This is a genomic window from Micromonospora sp. NPDC048999 (assembly GCF_040649295.1).
In the GTDB taxonomy this organism is placed as follows: Bacteria; Actinomycetota; Actinomycetes; order Mycobacteriales; family Micromonosporaceae; genus Micromonospora.
Genome location: NZ_JBEZFI010000002.1, coordinates 288,013 through 301,738, shown reverse-complemented (window position 1 = coordinate 301,738; position 13,726 = coordinate 288,013). Strand labels below are relative to the sequence as shown.

Genomic DNA, 13,726 nt, shown 5'->3' with positions numbered 1-13,726 from the left:
GCGGCAGGACAGCGCTCGATTTCCGATCTTGCTAGGCTCGGGCCCGGCCGACCGCACCCTAACGGCGGGCCACTCGGGAGGGCTGATGATCGAGGTTGACGTGGTGGCGATTCGCGCCTTGGGCGAGGCGATCGAAGAGCAGGCCGGACCCGGGCTGGAAGGGGCTTCCAAACTACTGGAGGGCACCCGGGAAATCGAACACAGCAACTTCACCACGGTGGTGCCGTCGCTCGCGGTCGCGTACGTCGGCGCGGTGGAGTTCCTGGAGGAGGAGCTGCGCACCAAGCGCGCCCACCTGACCGAGATCCGTTCCCGGCTCAACCGCACTGCTGAGAACTGGGAAGCGGCGGAGCAGGCCAGCACCATCACGGCCCGCTGAGTGAGGACGGTATGGCCCAGATAAGCAGTTCGGCCGCGGCCGCCAAGGCGGCCATGTTGGAGATCTCGATCGCCGCAGCGGTCATTCCGGCGGCCTGGCCGATCGCCCAGCTCGTCTACTTCAACCAGTGCGACCCGGAACAGCTGTTCGAGGTCGCCAAGGAATGGAGTGCTCTCTCCGACCAGCTCGACAGTGCCCGACAGGGCCTGGACAACGCGGTCTCGACGGTGACGGCGGCCCAGTGGAGCGGCGCGGACCGGGACGCCTTCGGCGGCCACGTGCAGGCGTACGACGTGCAGGTGGTCGGCAGCCAGGTCGTCGCCGTGACGGTGTCCGTGGTCCTGATCGCCGTCGGCCTGGTGCTGTTCATCCTGGTCATGGTGTACACGGTGGTCTCCACGATCCTGCTCGCCTTCGCCACCTTCATCGCGGCGTCGGCGGCCACCGGGATCGGCGCGCCGGCGGCGGCCTCCGCCGAGGCGACCGCCACCTCGTTCGCCACCTCGGCGCTGGTCGAGCTGGAAACCATCGTGGCGGCGGCCGACTCTCTCGGCGTCATGGGCGCGGCAGCCATCGGGGGCGCGCTCTCCTTCGACGTCGGGGTGCAGCTGGGCAGCGGAAACACCGACGTGCTGAAGGACCTCGTGAAGGCCACTTTCGACGGGCTGGACAACGTGGCCGCCGGGTTCCTCTCCAAGGCGGAGCGGGACTTCGCCGGCCACGGCATCTACAACGGCGGTAAGCACGTCGCCGGCTCGCCCTTCGGGCCGGGATCCCTGATCTACGGCGGCATGACCCAGTACGCCCCGAGCGGTACGGACAAGGATGGGGACCCGACCTTCGGTACGGGCGGCGCGGTGGACAACCTCTGGAAGGGGCTCTTCGGCGAGGACGCCTGGAACCACTGACCTCCGTCAGTCCCAGCGGTTGCCGGTGAGCTTCTCGTAGACGTCGACGTAGCGCGCCCGGGTCACCTCGACCACCTCGGCGGGCACCTCGGGCGCCGGCGACTGCCGGTCCCAGCCGCTGTCGGTGGCCCAGTCCCGGACGTACTGCTTGTCGTAGGAGAACTGGGCCCGACCCGGCTGGTACGACTCGGCCGGCCAGAACCGGGACGAGTCAGAGGTGAGTAGTTCGTCGGCGAGGATAAGGCTGCCGTCCGGCGTCCAGCCCAGCTCGATCTTGGTGTCGGCGATCAGGATGCCCCGCTCGGCGGCGATCTCCGCGCCGCGCCGGTAGACGTCGATGGTGATCTGCCGCAGCCGCTCGGCGGTCTCCCCGCCGAGCTTGTCGACCACCTGCGCGTAGGTGATCGGCTCGTCGTGCTCGCCCTTCGGGGCCTTGGTCGACGGGGTGAAGATCGGCTCGGGCAGGATCGACGCCTCCACCAGGCCTCGGGGCAGCTCGACGCCGGAGACCGTGCCGGTACGGCGGTATTCCTCGAACCCACCGCCGGTGAGGTAGCCCCGGGCCACGCACTCGACCGGGACCATCTCCAGCCGCTGGCAGCGGATCGCCCGGCCGGCGAACTCCTCGGGCACGTCGGTGGCGGAGATCACGTGGTTCGGCACCAGGTCGGCGAGTTGCTCGAACCACCACAGCGACAGGGCGGTGAGCAGGCGGCCCTTGTCCGGGATCGGCGTCGGCAGCGCCACGTCGTAGATGGAGATGCGGTCGGAGGCGACCAGGATCAGGTCGTCGCCGTCGGCGTAGACGTCCCGAACCTTTCCCGAGTGCAGAAGTTCCACGGTGCCTAGTACACCACGGGGCCGGACGGTCGCCTGGTGCGGCCACCGGCCGTCCCATCGGCACGGCCGGCGGTCGGGCCGGTCCGTCAGCGTGGCGGGCCGCCCTGCCGCTTCCGCGTCAGCCGGATCAGCAGCAGCACCAGCAGCACGATCGCCCCGACCACCACCAGGCAGCAGCACGTCCCGAGGAAGCCGAAGCCGCCTCGGGGCCGCCGTCGGACCGCCTCCACCGCCAGCTCGCCGCGAGCCGTGGACGCCCACGCCGCGACCGGGACGAACGCCGAGAGCACGACCGTACCGAGGACCGCACCGAGCCGGCCCCACCACCTGTGCCAAGCAGACATGCCGTCATCCTCCCCAAGCCGCGCAAGCCCGAGCCCCCGGGCGGTGCGGGGCGCACATCACCGGCCGGCGATGGTGAGATCGCCCCGGTCGCTGTCGAGCCCGTCGAGGTGATCCAGCGAACGCACCCCGGGGATCGGCGAGGGCAGCAGCCACAGTACGCACAGCGTGCCGCCGATCGCCGCGATCCACAGCGTGGGTCGGAGGCCGAGCCAACTGCCGAGCACGCCGCCGGTCAGCGCGCCCAGCGGCCGGATCCCGTAGTTGACCGCGGAGTACGCCCCGGCCACCCGGCTGCGCAGGCCGTCGGGGATGACGGCGGCGTTGAGCGCGTTGAGGTTGACGTCGAACAGCATCACGCCGATCCCGGAGAGGAACTCCGCCCCGCCAACCAGCAGCACCTTCGCCCAGAGCGGCCCGCCGGCGACGGCGACCAGGAGGATCGACGCCGGGAACACGACGGCGCCGAGCATGATGCTGCGGCCCGCACCGATGGCACCGGAGAGTCGGGGGGCGGCCACCGCACCCAGCAGGCTGCCGACCGCGCCCGCGCCGAGCGCGAGGCCGAGCAGCCCGGCGGACAGGCCGAGCGTACGGCTGGCGAAGAGCACGAGCAGCGCGTTGAACACGAAGCTGAAGAAGTTGACCGTGGTGGTGCAGCCGAGGCTCGCGCGGAGCACGGGGTGCCGCAGCGTGAACCGCAACCCGTCCCGCGCCTGCCGCCACAACGTCACCGACCGTGGGTCGTCGGGCTCCACCGTCCGCGCCGGCCGGTCCCGCCGGACCCGGCCGATGCTCAGTGCGGAGACCACGAACGACGCCGCGTCGACGAGGATCGTCACGGGCGCGGTCAACGCCTGGACCAGCGCGCCGCCCAGGGCCGGTCCGGCGATGTACGAGACCGACCGGCTGGCGCTGATGGCGCCGTTGGCGTCGAGGTAGCGGGACCGGTCCACGAGCAGCACGAAGAAGGCCGGATACGTGGTGTTGAACAGCACCGCCGCGGCGCCGGTCAGGAACGCCACGGCGTAGAGCTGGGCCAGCGTGCCGGCGTCGAACGCGAACGCCACCGGCACCGTCACCAGCAGCGCGGCCCGGATCAGGTCCGCCGCCACCAGGAGCCGCTTCTTGTTCGGCTGCCGGTCCACCCAGGCGCCGAGGAAGATCGCGGCGAGGTTCGGCAGCCACACCAGGGCGGTCAGCACCGACACCTGGGCGGCGGTGGCGTCGAGCACGAGCACCGCGAGGAGCGGGAAGGCCAGCTCGGAGATCCGATCGCCGAACTGCGAGACGGTGTGCGCGACGAAGAACGACCGGAAGTCGGGCTCGCGGAGCAGCGATCGGCGCGGCGCGGCCGGGCCGGTCACCGCTCCTCCGCCTCGGGCATAACGTAACGCATGAAGCGCACGTGCCGGCCGTCCGGCGGCTGATCGGCCGCGTCCCGGGTGACGTACGGCGCGAGCACCTGCTCGATCGCGGCGTTGACGGCCGCCAACTCGGCCACGGTCAGCCGTACGCCGGTGTTCGACACGCCCGCCTCCCGCCGCCACTCCGGCGCGAGCCGCGGCTCGATCTCGGCCATCCACCGCTGCGGAGCGTCGGCGTACTGCGCGAACAACGCCCGGCTCAGCACCTGGCTGGCAGCCCGCCCCTCCTCGTCGTCGGGGAACTGGAAGCGGAACCCTCGGGTGCTCGCCTCCCAGTACCGCTTCCGCGCGTCCCCGCCGGTACCGCTGTCCTGGACCAGCCCGAACCCCGCCAGGTGACGCAGGTGCCAGCTGGTCACCGAGGGCGTCGCGCCGACGTGCTCGGAGAGTTCGGTGGCGGTCGCCGCACCGTGCCGCTGGAGCCGCGACAGGATGGCGAGCCGGACCGGGTGGGACAGCGCCCGCATCGCCTTCGGGTCGGTCAACTCCAGATCGCCGTACGGGTTGCCCTGCTCGGCCGGACTTCTGAGAGACATGTTTCGAGAGTATTCTCTCGGAAATTGCCCGGCAAGCCCCCTCGCGAACAGTTCTCAGGAAACGGCGAAGGGCCCCGGAGAAATCTCCGGGGCCCTTCGTCATGAGTAGCGGGGACAGGATTTGAACCTGCGACCTCTGGGTTATGAGCCCAGCGAGCTACCGAGCTGCTCCACCCCGCGTCGGCTTGTACAGCTTATCGCATCCACGCCGTGGAGATCAGCCGGGTCCGGCCTTTCGCTGCGGCGCGTGGCGCACAACGGCGAAGGGCCCCGGAGAAATCTCCGGGACCCTTCGTCATGAGTAGCGGGGACAGGATTTGAACCTGCGACCTCTGGGTTATGAGCCCAGCGAGCTACCGAGCTGCTCCACCCCGCGTCGACTCGTTAACCGTAGCGCACGGACCCCATCGGACGCAAAACGGCCGTGGCCCGCGAGACCGCATCGGGTCTCACGGGCCACGGGGGTCGGGCCGGCGTCAGCCGTTCGGTGACGGCGAGGGCGAGGTTGACGCGGCCGGGCTGCCGCTGGCCGACGGCTTGGCCGCCTCCTGCGCCCGCTGGAACGCGGTCATCGCCTCGTCCAGCGTCTTCAACGCCCGGCCGTACCGCTCGAAGTCACCGGACGTCTGGGCGGCCTTGACCTCGGCGATGGCGCTCTGCACCCGGTCGGCGGCCTGGGCCAGCTCGCCGGTGAACACCGGTTCGGTGGTGGTCGGCGGGGTGTCACCGCCCGGCGGGGTGCCGCCCGGGTCGGCCGGTGGGGTGCCGGTCGACGCCCGTTTGCCCTTCTCGACGAGCTGCTTGATGCCGTCACTGATGTTGTTCGCCAGCACCACGTACGAGCTGCCGTCGCCGTACGAGACCAGCACCTTCTGCAGCAACGGGAACGCGTCCTGCTGGTTGCTCTTCACGTAGACCGGCTCGACGTAAAGCATGCCGTCGGCGAAGGGCAGCGAGAGCAGGTTGCCGTACTGCACCTGCGCCTGGTTGGACGAGAGCAGGTTGAGCTGCTGCCGGATGTCGCCGTCGTTGGTCATCTGCTGGTGCACCTGGACCGGGCCGCCGGTCCGGGTCTGGTCCGGCAGTTCCAGCACCTCCAACTGCGGCTGCCCGTCGACGTACGACCCGGAGATCAGCGCGGCAAGGTTCTGCCTGCGGTTCGGGGTGACCGCGGAGGTGAGCTGCAAGCGCGGTCCCTCCTGCCCGGGGAACTGGGTGAAGAGGTAGTACGGCGGCTGCTTCTGCCCGCTGTCGGGCGTGTCCGGGGCGTTCGGCACCTCCCAGAAGTCCTGCCCGGAGTAGAAGTCGCCCGGAGAGGTGACGTGGAACCGGGTGAGCAGGTTGCGCTGCACTTTGAACAGGTCCGCCGGGTAACGGAAGTGCGCGGACAGCTCCGGCGGGATGTCGCCCTTGGGCAGCACCAGGTCACCGCCGAACGCCTTGTTCCACGCCTTGAGCACCGGGTCGGTGTCGTCGAACGCGTACAGCCGGACCGTGCCGTCGTACGCGTCGACGGTCGCCTTTACGGAGTTGCGGATGTAGTTGACGTTCTCCCGGGCGAGCTGGAAGGTGCCCCGCCCGGTCAGCTCGTCGGCCGTCTCCACCTGGAGGTTGACCCGGTCGGCGTACGGGTAGGTCGCGGCCGTGGTGTAGCCGTCGATGATCCACAGGACCCGGCCGTTCACCACCGCCGGGTACGGGTCGCCGTCCAGGGTGAGGAACGGCGCGACCTTCTCCACCCGGTCCCGCGGGTTACGCACGTAGAGCAGCTTGGAGTCCTTGTTGATCGCCTCGGAGAGGAGGAAGTTCGACTCCTGCTCCTTGATCGAGAAGAGCAGCCGCCGGGTGAACGAGCCGATCTTGACGCCGCCCTCACCGCTGTAGGTGTAGTACTGCTCGCCACCGGTCGAGGTCGGGCGGTCGAACTCCACGTTGCGGTCGCCGGTCTGCCCGACGATCGCGTAGTCGTCGTCAGTCATCCGCTCGCCGTAGTAGATCCGCGGCTGCTCGGCCGGGATCTCCTCGGTCGGCGAGGAGCAGCCCTGCGTCTCCTTGGCCGGCTCGCCGAGGAAGCCCGAGACGAAGTACGGCACGCCGTTGCAGACCTGGTTGGCCGGCGCGGCCACCAGCCCGTACCCGTGGGTGTAGACGGTGTGCCGGTTGATCCAGTTGCTCTGCTGCGGGGTCAGCTTCTCGTAGTTGATCTCCCGGAGGCCGACCGCGTAGTCGGAGGTCTTGCCGTCCACCGTGTACCGGTCGATGTCCAGCTTCTCGCCGAAGTCGTAGAAGCCGCGGACCTGCTGGAGCTGGGTGTACGTCTGGGAGACCAACTGCGGGTCGAGCAGCCGGATGTTCGACACCACAGAGGTGTCGGTGGCCAGGCTGGCCGGCGGGACGAGGTTGCTCGCCGGGTACGCCGTGCTCTTCGTGTCGGTCAGCCCGAACGCGGCCCGGGTCGCCACGATGCTGCGCTGGATGTAGGGGGCCTCCTTGTCCCGGGCGCTCGGCTTCACCTCGAAGGTCTGCACCGCCCACGGGTAGATGCCGCCGATCGCCACCGCCGAGACGCCGAGCAGGGCGAGCGAGATGCCGGGCCAGACCAGGTTCCGCATCCACGCGTTGGAGAACAGGATGATCGCGACGGCCACCACGACGGCGATCCAGGCGAGGATCTCCTTCGCCGGGAGCAGGGCGTTCACCGCGGCGTAGCCGGCGCCGTAGAGCTTGGCGCCCTCGTTGTACTCCAGCAGCATCGCCCGCTGGTCCAGCACGTACGCGACCGCCTTGAGCAGGACGAAGACGGCGACCAGCGTGCTCAGGTGAGCCCGGGCGGCGTTGGTCATCCGGTCCCCGATGCCCTGCAACCGCACCCCGCCGTAGAGGTAGTACATGGCCAGCGCGCCCAGCAGGGCCAGCACCACCGCGGTGAAGCCGACGCCGAGCAGATAGCTCAGGAACGGCAACTGGAAGACGTAGAAGCCGACGTCGACCTTGAACTCCGGGTCCGTCACGCCGAAGCTGCCGCCGTTGCGGAAGAGCATCCACTGACCCCACCGGCTCTGCGCCGACAGCCCGGCGAAGAGGCCGATGACGGCCGAGACCAGGGCGATCCAGGTGCCGAGCCGGGGGCTCAGCAGCATCCGGTAGCGCTCCAGGGTGGCCTGCTCGGGCGAGTGCGGACGCAGCCGGGGCCGCAGTCGGTACGCCAGCCAGAGGTTGCCCGCGATGATCAGCGCCAGGCCGGCACCGACCAGCAGGAACAGCGTCAGCCGGGTGAGGAGGACTCCGGTGAAGACCTCGGTGTAGTGAACCTCGTCGAACCACAGCCAGTCGGTCCACGCGTTGACTCCCCACCCGAGCAGGGTGAAGAGCAGGAACACCCCGATCAGGACCCCGATCGTGACGCGTCCGCGTCGGCTCATCCTCGGCAGGGGGCTGCTACGCATGACCACTGTTGGCTCCGCACGTTTGATGTGATCGGCTCCGACCAGGCACCCAGAGTACGGGGTGTTCCTGGACACGTCGGGTCAAGGTCACGTCACGATCCTCCGCACGGCCCCCCGGACCGGCTCAGCAGCGGGTCGGCTGTCCCCCGGCGCGCAACGTCTCCAGCGCCTTCAGCGCGTCGTCCAGCGACGCCACCTTGAGCAGCGGAAGGTTGGGCTGCGCGTTGCTGACCGCCTCGGCGCAGTTGTCGGCGGGCACCAGGAAAACCTTCGCCCCGGCCTTCTTGGCGCCGACCAGCTTCTGGGCGATGCCGCCGATGGGGCCGACCCGACCCTCGTCGTCGATGGTGCCGGTGCCGGCGATGATCTTTCCGCCGGTGATGTCGGTCGACTCCAGCTTGTCGATGACGCCCAGGGCGAACATCAGCCCGGCACTCGGCCCGCCGATGTCACCGAGATTGATCTTCAGTTCGAACGGGTGCGGCTGCTGCTGGTCGATCTCGACGCCGATCCTCGGCCGGCCGTCCTGCTCCCGGCTGGTCACCGTGGCGGAGCCCGGCTGCCCGTCCCGGGTGTATCCGATCTTCAGCGCGCTGCCGGCCGGCTTGGCCCGGATCAGCTCGGTGAGCCGGGCGGCGCTGGTCACCTGCTGGCCGTCGACCGAGGTGAGCACGTCGCCGGGCTTGAGCGCGTTGACCGACGGCCCGCCCGGGGTGACCGTCTTCACCAGCACCTGGACCGGGTAGCCCAGGTGGCGCAAGGCAGCCGTCTCCGCGCTGGTCTGCGAGTTCTGGAAGTCCTCGGCGTTGCGCTTCTCAACCTGCTGCTGCGACTCGCCGGGCGGGTAGACCAGTTCGCGGGGCACCACCGCCTCGTCGGAGGAGAACCAGCCGGCCAGCGCCGAGCGGAGCCGGACGGTGGGCTGCACCCCGACCGTGGTGAGCCGCAACTGCCCGGCGGGGGTGGCGGTCGCCCGGCCGGTGACCTCGATGATCTCCTTGCCGTTCGAGGTGCCGAGGGTGTTGACCGTCGGGCCGGGACCGAGCACCACGTACGGGATGGGCACGCTCAACGCACCGACGCTGAGCAGGGCGGTGAGCAGTGCACCGAGGAGTACGGTCACGCCGCGACGTCTCATGCGGCAGAGCGTACCGAGCCGGGCACGGCCGCCCGGCGCGACGATCCGGCGGACTTCGCCCTCAGCGCAACGCCGGCGGGCGCGACCTGCGGCGCAGCGCGCGTACCGTAGACGACGTGCCTGATATTCCGTTCGGCTTCGCGCTCCCGGGTGGGCAACCACCAGACCCCAACGATCCCGCGCAGATGCAGCAGTTCATGGCGCAGTTGCAGCACCTGCTCTCCGCGCCGGGCAGCGGGCCGGTCAACTGGGACCTCGCCCGGCAGGTGGCCGCGAGTCAGCTCGCCGCCGCCGGCGACCCGGCGGTGTCGCCGTTCGAACGCAACGCGGTCGAAGAGGCGCTGCGCATCGCCGATCTCTGGCTGGAGCCGGCCACCTCGTGGCCCTCCGGCATCCGGACGTCCGTCGCCTGGAACCGCAACGAGTGGATCTACAAGACCCTCGACGTCTGGCGCAAGCTCTGCGACCCGGTGGCCAGCCGAATGGTCGGCGCGATGGGGGATCTGGTGCCGCCGGAGGCCCGGGCCCAGCTCGGCCCGATGCAGTCGATGGTCGCCACGCTGGGCGGCGCGCTCTTCGGCGGCCAACTCGGCCAGGCGCTCGGCTCGCTCGCCGCCGAGGTGCTCTCCGCCGGCGACATCGGCCTGCCGCTCGGCCCGGCCGGCACCGCCGCGCTCGTCCCGGCCAACATCCGGGCGTACGGTGAGGGCCTGGAGCTGCCCGAGGACGAGGTGCGCCTCTACGTGGCCCTGCGCGAGGCCGCCCACCAGCGGCTCTTCCAGCACGTGCCGTGGCTGCGTGGGCACGTGTTCACCGCGGTGGAGAACTACGCCGCCGGCATCCGGGTCAACCGGGAGGCGATCGAGGAGGCACTGGGCCGGGTCGATCCGACCGACCCGGAGTCGATGCAGGCGATCGCCCTGGAGGGCATCTTCACCCCGGAGGACACGCCCGCGCAGAAGGCCAGTCTGGCCCGGTTGGAGACCGTGCTCGCCCTGGTCGAGGGTTGGGTGTGCCACGTCGTCGACAGCGCCGCCGGTGAGCGGCTGCCCAACGTCGTACGCCTCGGCGAGGCGTTCCGCCGGCGTCGGGCTGCGGGCGGGCCGGCCGAACAGACCTTCGCCGCCCTGGTCGGCCTGGAGCTGCGGCCCCGCCGGCTGCGCGAGGCGGCCGCGCTCTGGTCGGCGCTGACCGAGCACCGCGGCATCGCCGGCCGGGACGCGATCTGGGGCCACCCCGACCTGCTCCCCTCGGACGACGACTTCGCCAACCCGGCGGCGTTCGCCGCGATGAGCAGCGACCTGGATGAGGAACTGGCCAACTTCGACTTCACCGCCCCCGGCGCCCCGGAGGAGCAGCCCCCACCCGAGTCCTCCTGATCCCCACCCCGCACGCCAAGATCCGCACAACATCACGGAAGTAGTGGTCTCAGCAGCGAGCCGAGGCCACTATTTCCCAGAAGTTGTGCGGATCTTGGCGGGTCTCAGCCCGCGCGACCGGAGAGGACGGCGCGGGTGGCGTCCCAGCCGTCGAGGGCCGGGTCGAGGGTGGCCAGGTCGGCCGGGCCGCGCAGCCGACGCCAGCCTGCGGTGACGGCCACGTCGCCGGGGCGCGGGGCGGCCGAGCGCACGTCGGCCGGCGCGGCCGTGTCCAGATCCACCGCCGGCAACCATTCCGGTACGGGCAGCCGGGCCGCCACCCCGAGCAGGCCGGGACCGCTGCCCTCCAGCGGGGCGACCGCCACCGGGCGGCTGGACAGCGGTCGCAGCAGCTTGCCGAGGGTGAGCCCGGGCAGGTCGGGCGCATCGGCGACCACCACGGCCGCCTGGTCGTACCCGGCCGGCGCGGCGCCGTCCCGCGTCGGCGCGGCACCGTCCCGCGCTGCCACGGCATCGGGTGTCGGCGCGGCGCCCCGGTCGGCGCCGGGCAGGGCGGCGAAGACCGCGTTGACGGTCGGTTCCGGCACCTCGTACACGGCGGTGCCCGGCCAGACCACGGCCTCGGCCAGCCAGCGGTCCGCCGGCGTCACCGCCACCGCGGTCTCCACCTCGTTGAGCGTGGCGAGCAGGTCCACGACATCCTCGGCGAGCGCGGTACGCCACCGCGTCGAATCGATCCCCGGCGGCGTCCAGCCCACCGGAGCGAGCAACGCCACCACCACGCGTCGAGCCACGCTCCGACCCTAACGGTCCTCAACCGGCGAGGGCGACGGAGGCGACGCCCTCCAGGTAGCCACGGGCCCGCTCGGTCTTCGGATATCGGCCGACGAGGTCCCAGAACTGGTCGTTGTGGCTGGGCACGATCAGGTGCGTCAACTCGTGCAGGAGCACGTAGTCGATCACCCAGTCGGGCATTTCCTGGATGCGGTGGGAGATCCGGATGGTGCGATCGGCGGGGGTGCAGGAGCCCCAGCGGCCGTTCTGGTTGGTGACCCAGCGGACGCTGGCCGGGACGACCGTGGCACCGTGCTCGGGCAGGTAGAGGTTGATCAGGCGGGTGGCCCGGGCGAGCAGCTCCGCGTCGGAGCGGGCGAGCCGGCCCTCGCGGGCGGCCAGCCGGGCCAGCATCCGGTCGACCCACTCGCTCTCCTCGGCGCGGGAGAACTGGTCAGGGATGAGCACCACGACCCGTTCCCCGTCCCGGTACGCAGACACCGTGCGTCGCCGGCGCTGACTGCGCCGCACCTCGACGACCGGCTTCCGCGTCCCGGCCATCACTGGTCCGCGCAGCCTCGGATGACTGTCACGAAGGCAAGCTAATGCGCACTGACCAGGGATCCGCAAGAGCCAACACGACGACATGCGCCCAGAAAGTGACGGTTGGTTACCAAAGGTCCCGAAAATTTTCTTTACGGCCGCCACCCGCCGACGCCCGCACACGTTAGGTGATCTACGGAAGGGGCCGCACGCGGGGCCACCCGAAGGGGAATCTGAGGGCATTCACCCGGCGTGTCCCCGCCAAACTGACTTATCCGACCTAACTCGGCATGCACACTCTCGTCGTCGGCTAGCTCACAGAGTCGACGCACAGCTGACATGGAACCACCCAGAGCTGGGTAGGGTCCGCCAACCAGCGGTCACGCGCGTGACCGCGGAGAACCCCCCGGCGCCGGAGCCACGCGTGGCCCGCCGCAGGGAAACCCGCCGGCCGTGCTCGGCGGACGAGATGAGGAGGGCTAGCGTGGCCGACCAGGCCCAGACCTACAACGGTTACTGCGTGAAGTGCAAGGAGAAGCGGGACTTCGAGGGGCGCGTGGAGGTCTCGAAGACCGGCATGAACATGGCCAAGGGCAAGTGCCCGGTGTGCGGCACAACAGTGAACCGCATCCTCGGCAAGGCCAAGGTCTGATTTGCGAGGGTGCCGGCAGGGCATGAGTCCGCCGACGCCCTCGCCACGCGGGGGAGGGTGGCCGGTGGCCGCCCTCCCCCACGTCACGTTCGGGGCCCGGACTGTCGGCTGACCGACACTGGTTACCGCCCGGTTGTGGATAAGCCGGTTCTATCTGTGGACAGCCCTGGATGCGGCCAGGCGCACCTGTGGACAACGATCGACGGACCGCGTGGACACGGCCACGATTCGTGGCATGACCGGCCGCACTCCCCTCGCCCGTCCCACCCTCCTGCCGGGCCTGACCCGGCTCTGGCGGGACCGACACACCCTGCAGCTCGGGCTCGAGCCCGGGCGGGCCGTCCTGCTGGAGGTGGCCAATCCCCGGGCCGCCCGCCTGCTCGACCTGTTGGACGGCACCCGCAGCGAGCGGGCCGTCCTCACGTACGCGGCCACGACCCAGGTGGCGCCGGACGAGGCCCGGATCCTGCTGGACACGCTGCGGGCCGCGGGTCTCGTCGTACCAGCGCACAGCCTGCTTCCCCGCGACCTCGCCGGGCCGGTCCGGGCCCGGCTGGCCGGTGAGGCCGAGGCCCTGTCCCTGACCACCGCCGGGCTGGCCGGCACGCCGGCCCAGGTGCTGCGCCGTCGCCGGACGGCCCGGGTGCTGATCACCGGCGCCGGCCGGCTCGGCGGAGCGATCGCCGTCGCGCTGGCCCAGGCGGGTGTCGGCCACGTGGCACCCGACCTGGCCGGCCCGGTCCGCCCGAGTGACCTGGTCGGGTCCGGCCTGACCGCTGCGGAGCTGGGCCGACCGCTGGCCCCGGCCATCCGTGGCGCGCTCGGCCGGTGCACGCCAGGGACGGAGACCGGCCCGCTGCCGCTCCGACGGGGCTGCGTCGACCTGGTGGTCCAGCTCGGCACGGACCGGCCCGCTGCCCTGCTGGCCGCCCGGTACGCGCAGCGCCGCCAGCCCCACCTCCTGGTCGACCTGCGCGGTGGCGTGCCGGTGGTCGGCCCGCTGGTACGGCCACCGGCCGGTCCCTGCCTGAACTGTCTCGACCTGCACCGGGTGGACCGTGACCCGGACTGGCCGGCGCTCGCCGCCCAGCTCGCGGCCGACGGGTCCGATCGCCCGTGCGCCGCCACCACCCGTCTGGCGGCGGTGGCGTACGCGGCGGCGGAGGTGCTGGCCCACCTCGACGGCGGCACCCCGGAGACCCTCGGCTGCGCCGTCGAGATCGCCGGGGCCGGTCGGCTCCGCCGCCGCCGATGGCCGCCCCACCCGTCCTGCGAGTGCTCGGGGCGTCGTTCGAGCCGAATCGGCACCACCCGCTCCCGGCTCGCACCAGCAGCGGGCCCGTCAAGTCGGTAACAATGACC

The 13,726-nt window shown here is 71.1% G+C and carries 13 protein-coding genes and 2 tRNA genes; 5 read left to right on the top strand and 10 right to left on the bottom strand.

Translation table 11 applies throughout. The annotated features are described in order from the left end of the window. Positions 1–85 precede the first annotated feature (85 nt). Together AB0C02_RS05835 and AB0C02_RS05830 are read left to right on the top strand one after the other, a co-directional pair. On the top strand, positions 86–379 hold the full coding sequence (locus AB0C02_RS05835; protein ID WP_357541572.1) for a hypothetical protein: 294 nt from the start codon (positions 86–88) through the stop codon (positions 377–379). An 11-nt stretch (positions 380–390) separates the two neighbouring features. Next, entirely contained in the window at positions 391–1,287 is an 897-nt protein-coding gene (locus AB0C02_RS05830) for a hypothetical protein (protein ID WP_357541570.1), read from the top strand. A 6-nt stretch (positions 1,288–1,293) separates the two neighbouring features. On the opposite strand, the gene AB0C02_RS05825 is transcribed toward AB0C02_RS05830, so the two are convergent. The 8 genes from AB0C02_RS05825 to AB0C02_RS05790 all read right to left on the bottom strand — a co-directional run bounded on the left by AB0C02_RS05825 (position 1,294) and on the right by AB0C02_RS05790 (position 9,016). Beyond that, positions 1,294–2,127, bottom strand: coding sequence for a phosphoribosylaminoimidazolesuccinocarboxamide synthase (locus AB0C02_RS05825; RefSeq protein WP_357541568.1), 834 nt, complete (start codon positions 2,125–2,127; stop codon positions 1,294–1,296). A gap of 86 nt (positions 2,128–2,213) precedes the next feature. Beyond that, positions 2,214–2,471, bottom strand: coding sequence for a hypothetical protein (locus tag AB0C02_RS05820; protein ID WP_357541566.1), 258 nt, complete (start codon positions 2,469–2,471; stop codon positions 2,214–2,216). Positions 2,472–2,528: 57 nt separating this feature from the next. Beyond that, positions 2,529–3,836, bottom strand: a complete 1,308-nt coding sequence (locus tag AB0C02_RS05815) for an MFS transporter (protein WP_357541564.1) — start codon at positions 3,834–3,836, stop codon at positions 2,529–2,531. Beyond that, on the bottom strand, positions 3,833–4,432 hold the full coding sequence (locus AB0C02_RS05810) for a helix-turn-helix domain-containing protein (protein WP_357541562.1): 600 nt from the start codon (positions 4,430–4,432) through the stop codon (positions 3,833–3,835). Before AB0C02_RS05810 ends, AB0C02_RS05815 begins: the two co-directional genes overlap by 4 nt. Before the next feature lie 106 nt (positions 4,433–4,538). Then, positions 4,539–4,612 (bottom strand) — tRNA-Met (locus AB0C02_RS05805). Positions 4,613–4,734: 122 nt separating this feature from the next. Continuing rightward, positions 4,735–4,808 (bottom strand) — tRNA-Met (locus AB0C02_RS05800). A gap of 100 nt (positions 4,809–4,908) precedes the next feature. After that, positions 4,909–7,878 (bottom strand): UPF0182 family protein, encoded by a 2,970-nt coding sequence (locus AB0C02_RS05795; protein ID WP_357541560.1) that lies wholly within the window; start codon positions 7,876–7,878, stop codon positions 4,909–4,911. Between the two features lie 124 nt (positions 7,879–8,002). Beyond that, a complete protein-coding gene (locus AB0C02_RS05790) occupies positions 8,003–9,016 on the bottom strand; it encodes a PDZ domain-containing protein (RefSeq protein ID WP_357541558.1) in 1,014 nt (337 codons plus the stop codon). 185 nt (positions 9,017–9,201) lie between these two features. Between AB0C02_RS05790 and AB0C02_RS05785 the strand changes: the two genes are divergently transcribed. Further along, positions 9,202–10,395 (top strand): zinc-dependent metalloprotease, encoded by a 1,194-nt coding sequence (locus AB0C02_RS05785; RefSeq protein ID WP_357541814.1) that lies wholly within the window; start codon positions 9,202–9,204, stop codon positions 10,393–10,395. A 104-nt stretch (positions 10,396–10,499) separates the two neighbouring features. On the opposite strand, the gene AB0C02_RS05780 is transcribed toward AB0C02_RS05785, so the two are convergent. Both AB0C02_RS05780 and AB0C02_RS05775 read right to left on the bottom strand, forming a co-directional pair. Beyond that, on the bottom strand, positions 10,500–11,189 hold the full coding sequence (locus AB0C02_RS05780) for a hypothetical protein (protein ID WP_357541556.1): 690 nt from the start codon (positions 11,187–11,189) through the stop codon (positions 10,500–10,502). Between the two features lie 19 nt (positions 11,190–11,208). Beyond that, complete coding sequence (locus tag AB0C02_RS05775) at positions 11,209–11,730, bottom strand: M48 family metallopeptidase (protein WP_357541554.1); 522 nt, start codon at positions 11,728–11,730, stop codon at positions 11,209–11,211. A gap of 466 nt (positions 11,731–12,196) precedes the next feature. On the opposite strand from AB0C02_RS05775, the gene AB0C02_RS05770 reads away from it, so the two are divergent. Further along, on the top strand, positions 12,197–12,364 hold the full coding sequence (locus AB0C02_RS05770; protein WP_012014940.1) for a DUF5679 domain-containing protein: 168 nt from the start codon (positions 12,197–12,199) through the stop codon (positions 12,362–12,364). Between the two features lie 235 nt (positions 12,365–12,599). Next, positions 12,600–13,718 carry a TOMM precursor leader peptide-binding protein gene (locus AB0C02_RS05765; RefSeq protein ID WP_357541552.1) on the top strand — a complete coding sequence of 373 codons (1,119 nt, stop codon included), beginning with the start codon at positions 12,600–12,602 and terminating at the stop codon, positions 13,716–13,718. The last annotated feature ends 8 nt before the right edge of the window (positions 13,719–13,726 follow it).